At 43.0% G+C, this 5,780-nt stretch carries 6 protein-coding genes; 3 read left to right on the top strand and 3 right to left on the bottom strand.

The genetic code is table 11. From position 1 onward, the window contains the following. Window positions 1–96 precede the first annotated feature (96 nt). The 3 genes from PLH26_RS19560 to PLH26_RS19570 all read right to left on the bottom strand — a co-directional run bounded on the left by PLH26_RS19560 (window position 97) and on the right by PLH26_RS19570 (window position 1,251). Window positions 97–357, bottom strand: a complete 261-nt coding sequence (locus PLH26_RS19560) for a hypothetical protein (protein ID WP_324587707.1) — start codon at window positions 355–357, stop codon at window positions 97–99. Between the two features lie 115 nt (window positions 358–472). Next, window positions 473–604, bottom strand: a complete 132-nt coding sequence (locus tag PLH26_RS19565; protein WP_324587708.1) for a hypothetical protein — start codon at window positions 602–604, stop codon at window positions 473–475. A gap of 68 nt (window positions 605–672) precedes the next feature. After that, window positions 673–1,251: a superoxide dismutase family protein gene (locus PLH26_RS19570; protein WP_324587709.1), complete on the bottom strand. Its 579-nt coding sequence runs from the start codon at window positions 1,249–1,251 to the stop codon at window positions 673–675. 380 nt (window positions 1,252–1,631) lie between these two features. Between PLH26_RS19570 and PLH26_RS19575 the strand changes: the two genes are divergently transcribed. The 3 genes from PLH26_RS19575 to sucC all read left to right on the top strand — a co-directional run bounded on the left by PLH26_RS19575 (window position 1,632) and on the right by sucC (window position 5,472). Beyond that, window positions 1,632–2,600 (top strand): cytochrome C, encoded by a 969-nt coding sequence (locus PLH26_RS19575; protein ID WP_324587710.1) that lies wholly within the window; start codon window positions 1,632–1,634, stop codon window positions 2,598–2,600. Window positions 2,601–2,656: 56 nt separating this feature from the next. Next, window positions 2,657–3,481 (top strand): MBL fold metallo-hydrolase, encoded by an 825-nt coding sequence (locus PLH26_RS19580; RefSeq protein ID WP_324587711.1) that lies wholly within the window; start codon window positions 2,657–2,659, stop codon window positions 3,479–3,481. 776 nt (window positions 3,482–4,257) lie between these two features. Next, entirely contained in the window at window positions 4,258–5,472 is a 1,215-nt protein-coding gene (gene sucC, locus PLH26_RS19585) for an ADP-forming succinate--CoA ligase subunit beta (RefSeq protein WP_324587712.1), read from the top strand. The last annotated feature ends 308 nt before the right edge of the window (window positions 5,473–5,780 follow it).

Below are 5,780 nucleotides of genomic sequence, written 5' to 3' on the forward strand. Positions count from 1 at the left end.
AGCCTAACGAACATTACCACCGTCAAAGACGGTGGGTTTCTAAGGTGTACTAAAGAAGTTACTTGGGAAAGCAGCAGTTTTTTATACTATTTCAGGTTATGAATTTGGAAATTTCATTTTCCAATTCATCTCCGAATCCTGGGCAAAGCCGGGAACGGCTTGTATCTTAATAAGACGATCTTGTTCGTCAATAGTATAATGAGCCGCATAAGGAAATTTTTTCACCACGGCAAAGCGGACTTCATCATAGCGAAAAGACCTCGCAAACGGGTTTTGTTTAATGGCGGCAATTTCGGTGAGCAGATTTTTTTTGAATCGGTCGCCCAGGCCTTTGGCAGATGTATTGTACCAGGTCAACGATGCGATTTATCTCCTGCAGCGATCCGGGAGAACAGGCAACTTTAAACCCGGGCATTACATTTTATCTATTATTTTCAATACCTGTTTTTCTTCAATGAGTAGTTCGGGATATTTACTTGTATTTCTTAATGCGTTTATGAACTTCCTGTTTCAGCCATTCCGGAATGCCAGCAGGTTCATCCTGTTGCAATACATCCAACAGTTGCTTCCTTTTTTGCATAAAATTGCCGCTAACATTAAGCATATACTTATGTTAACGGCAATAATAGTATCAATAAGTAACGAATTCAAAACCTTGATGCGGCCGGCCGTTTACTTGATGACTCCGCATCCTATCCTGGTACCGGCATTGCCGGATGGCTGCGATGTATAATCGTCCGTACCGCCATGCACAATAAGCGCTTTATCCAAGATATTCTTTTCAGGACCTCCGCCCAGCGTCCATAAATCAGTTTCAAGCGTAAGCGTACCCTTTCCCTGGTTGTCTAACTGCACATTTCCTATATCACCCGAATGAAAGTCGGCGCTTCCCCATTTACCATGTTGTTTGTTGGTTGGATTCCAGTGCCCGTGCGACATATTTCCATTGTCGCCGCAATCGCCATGTTCATGTATATGAACGGCTACACTTTTTCCGGCTTTAGCGGGAATGGTTATTTCCAGTTCCATTTTTACTTTGCCGTTATCATCTGCATCAAACTTTGCGGTACCGGATACAGTAGTGTCGGCATAAGTGCCGGTCAGTACAGCTTCGGCATGGTTTACGAGGGGAACAGCAGCAGCATCGGTAGCCGGATCCATTACATTTGTGCTATCTACAGTTGTTTCAGCAGTATCTGATGGATTGTTACAGGAAAAAACAAGCGCAACAGCCGGTAAAAGGGCTAACATACACAATGATCGTTGGTTAATGAAGCGAAAATTCATAGCAATAAATTTTTTAAGTTATAAAAGCATAAGAACAAAGCTACAAAAACCTTACCCGCTTATTTCGAATTATACTTTTTTGTTTTAAAAAGGTTCTCTCCATAATTATAGCCATCAACCTGGGGAAATTTATCACCATTCCGGGGAAACAGAAAACCATTTAAGTTTTGTTGCGATCAGTTGCCTTTTGTTCAACTATCCTTAATATTGCATGAATTTTATTCAATTATTTCAATAAAAAATTATATAAATAATTCAGGATGTGTTATTTTTGTCTCCTGCCGGATCCGCCCAACAATTTGCTTACCTCGTAATTCTTCTATTCAACCTTTAACTATACGTCAATGAAAAAAGTCTTCCTGATCATTTTTCTCATTCTTGTCATCGCAATTGCGGGTATAGCCGGATATTTAAAATTTGCCCTGCCCGATGTAGAACCGTCACCCACCCTCTCTGTAACGGTGACGCCTGAACGCATTAAACACGGCGAATACCTGGCCAATCATGTAGCTGTTTGTATGGATTGCCATTCAACCCGCGACTGGGGCCGCTTTACGGGTCCGCTTTTACCAGGCACATTGGGAAAGGGAGGAGAATACTTCGGGAGAGAAGTAGGGTTTCCGGGGACTTTTTATTCAAGAAATATTACGCCTGAAAACCTTGGATCATGGACCGATGGAGAAATTTTCCGCACTATAACCACCGGTGTAGACAGAAACGGGAACGCGTTATTTCCGGTAATGCCTTATTTGCACTATGGCAAAATGGATAAGGAAGACGTATACGATATCATCGCGTACCTGCGGCAGCTTTCGCCCATTAAAAGTGAAATACCTCAGCGCAGCATAGATTTTCCAATGAATTTTATACTTAATACCATTCCTGCCAACGCAGTTCCGTTGGAACGCCCTGTGAAAACAGACCTGGTAAATTATGGCCATTATATTGTTACCATTGCGGCTTGTATTGAATGCCATACCCAGGTAAAGAAAGGTCAGCCGATCCCCGAACTGGCATACGCAGGGGGCAGGGAATTTCAAATGGGGAACGGGGTCGTTCGCTCCGCTAACATTACATCTGATGCAGAAACCGGGCTCGGCAACTGGACGGAGGATGCGTTTATAGCCCGCTTCAGGTCTTATACCGATCCCGCAAATGTAGCTAAGCTTGCGCCCGACCAGGTGAACACCATTATGCCATGGTCAATGTACGCGGGAATGGATACCACCGACCTGAGAGCCATTTATGCATATCTGAAAACGATCAAACCCATTAAAAATAAAGTGGAGCATTTTCAATTGCAGGCAAAATAAGGATGTGGAAATAATTGTAACGCATCCATTAGCGCTCTTTCTTATTTTTGCGGACTATGCCGCTTTACATTACATCTTTAAATTCGGGCAGCAATGGCAACTGTTACTATATAGGCAATGAGAACGAAGCCGTATTGATTGATGCAGGTATTTCCTGCAGGGAAACCGAAAAAAGAATGAAGCGCCTGGGGTTGGACATGGGCCTGGTTAAAGCGATCTTCGTATCTCATGAACATTCTGATCATATCAACGGCATACCGGTATTGTCTAAAAAATTTCAGCTTCCTGTATACATCACAGATACCACTTTGCGTGCTGCATCCATTTTGGTTGAAGAACATCTTGTTCAAAGTTTTGTTCCGCAGCAGCCGGTAACCATTGGGAATTTAATGATCACTGCCTTCCCCAAATGTCATGACGCCTGCGATCCGCACAGCTTTGTAGTATCCAGCAACGGCGTTAAAGTAGGCGTTTTTACCGATATCGGCAATTCATGCACCCATGTTATCCGCCACTTCAGCCAATGCCACTCTGTTTTTCTGGAAGCGAATTATTGTGAGGATATGCTTGCCAATGGCAGCTATCCTTATTATTTAAAAAAACGCATCAGCGGAGGCAACGGGCATTTGTCGAATGTGCAGGCTCTTGAATTATTTACGCAGTACAGATCAAAGCATTTGACACACCTGATACTATCGCATTTGTCTAAAAACAACAACAGCCCTGAATTGGTTGAACAGATTTTCAATAAAGAAGCCAATGGTACTACCATTGTTGTGGCATCACGCTACCACGAAACCCCTGTTTACTGCATTACAGATGAATCGGAATATTTGCCAAAACAGGCATCGGCCAGGCATACGCAGCTTTCATTGTTTTAAACAGCCTCAATCCTTTTGTCCTTAAATACCCACCGCCGGCATCAACAGCACACGCCTTTCGTTATCTTATCTCAATTTGAAACAGGCTTACAGGATAAAAATCATGCACTTTAAATAATAAAGTCGCTCGTGTTCTCAATATGCAGTTCGTATTTTTCCGTGCATTCAATGAAAAATCCTGCATAAATACGACCGCGGCTACCTGCACCAATGTTGTATTCTACAGCGTTATACATTGCAAAACGCACAGTACATACACTGCTACGGGTAAATGCTTACCATGCTTTTATCGTAATTTTCCCGCCCTGTAGTGAAACAATGACTAAACAATGATAGGCAGACCTATTTTCCGGGATGGCTGAACATCGTTCCTTTGTGTAACAAATCCGATAGATCCTTAACCAATCCAATTCCTAACCTTACATCCAATATCTCGAAAACCACCGGTCCGATACCTTGTAAAAACCACAGCTGTCCGACGAACACCAATCCAATACCCGAATGAAAGCCGCAGTGCATTTTAACCGTCCGTTTAAATCATTGCAACCTTAACAGCAACAGGAAATGGGATAAGCTTCTCAGACTGATCCCCTTCACAACCTGAAAAATATTCTCCGTTTTCTGTTGCTTTTTTTATTTCTCTTCGCTATAACAATTTTCCCCGTATTATTTTCAACGCTTCTCTTAAGTGCTTCAAAGAGCGCTGCACCTGACCGGCATCCATCTCAATTTTTCTATTCCCTCTTTCTGCGTTATTTTCGCTGAAATTTTTACACATGAACTTGCACGAATACCAGGCTAAAGAGCTGCTGAAAAAATTCAATGTTCCCGTTCAGGATGGCATACCCGTTGATACCGCCGAAAAAGCGGAAGAAGCATACAAACAACTGAAAGTGCATTATGGGAACAATTTTGCAGTAGTTAAAGCGCAGATCCATGCCGGTGGTCGCGGAAAAGGCAGGATACAGGGTTCAGAACAACGGGGCGTGGCCGTTGGTAAAAGCGCAGAAGATATCAAAAACATTGCCGGAAATATTATCGGACGCACCCTGGTAACCGTACAAACCGGACCTGCAGGCAAATTGGTAAGCAAAGTACTGGTTGCGCAGGATGTATACTACCCGGGACCTAATCCCGTAAAGGAATTTTATCTTTCTATACTGCTCGACCGCAGCAGGGGAGAAAATGTGATCATGTACAGCACGGAAGGGGGTATGGATATTGAGCAGGTAGCCCATGATACACCCGATAAGATATTTAAGGAATGGGTTCACCCTTCAGGTGGTTTGCTTCCTTTCCAGGCCCGTAAAATTGCTTTCAACCTGGGACTAAGCGGAGCGGCTTTTAAGAATTGCGTGAAATTCGTTACCAATTTATATAAAGCGTACGTGGAGCTTGATTGCGGCATGCTTGAAATAAATCCATTGTTTAAAACCAGCGATGAAAAAATTATTGCGGTAGACTGCAAAATGAACCTCGATGACAATGCTTTGATGCGGCATACCGACCTGGAGGCTTTGCGTGATATCAGTGAAGAAGATCCTACGGAAGTAGAAGCGCACAAATACAATCTTAACTTCATAAAGTTAGACGGCAATGTAGGCTGTATGGTAAATGGCGCCGGGCTGGCCATGGCTACCATGGATATGATCAAGCTGAGCGGTGGTGAGCCTGCGAACTTTCTTGATGTGGGTGGCACAGCCAACGCGCAAACCGTGGAAGCCGGCTTCCGCATTATTTTGAAAGATCCTAAAGTAAAAGCGATCCTCATTAATATATTTGGCGGCATTGTACGCTGCGACCGCGTTGCCCAGGGCGTTATAGACGCTTATAATTCAATAGGAAATATACAGGTTCCTATTATTGTACGCTTGCAGGGCACCAATGCAGAAGAGGCAAAAAAATTAATTGAAGAAAGTGGTCTTAAAGTGCAATCCGCAATACTGCTGAGTGAAGCCGCTACACTGGTTAACAAGGCTGTGAGCGCTTAAATAATTGTTCATTACAAGAGAAGGTAAAGAAAACTGCCGGAGAGTAAGCAGGCTTGTTAAGAAGAAAACATTACAGCCCCGCATGTTTACACTTATAACCCTGTAAATCCTTACTTTTTCCCCGGAATAATTGTTTTTATTGATTAAGATTGCAATGATAAAGGATTGATGTAAGCCTGGAGGAGTCCTCTTCTCCGGGCTCTTTTTTATCAAAAAAATGCATTATATTGGTATCCGGTTCTCCAGGGTTTAGCCCACATTGCAGTTACATCGGTGTAAAAGGTTGATGATTAATATTTTCTATTTTT

Source organism: Agriterribacter sp., assembly GCF_035444585.1.
In the GTDB taxonomy this organism is placed as follows: Bacteria; Bacteroidota; Bacteroidia; order Chitinophagales; family Chitinophagaceae; genus Agriterribacter.

Coding starts and splice junctions, on each gene's coding strand:
- PLH26_RS19565 (WP_324587708.1), bottom strand. CDS start 604: ATGCTTAATGTTAGCGGCAATTTTATGCAAAAAAGGAAGCAACTGTTG.
- PLH26_RS19570 (WP_324587709.1), bottom strand. CDS start 1,251: ATGTTAGCCCTTTTACCGGCTGTTGCGCTTGTTTTTTCCTGTAACAAT.
- PLH26_RS19575 (WP_324587710.1), top strand. CDS start 1,632: ATGAAAAAAGTCTTCCTGATCATTTTTCTCATTCTTGTCATCGCAATT.
- PLH26_RS19580 (WP_324587711.1), top strand. CDS start 2,657: ATGCCGCTTTACATTACATCTTTAAATTCGGGCAGCAATGGCAACTGT.
- sucC (WP_324587712.1), top strand. CDS start 4,258: ATGAACTTGCACGAATACCAGGCTAAAGAGCTGCTGAAAAAATTCAAT.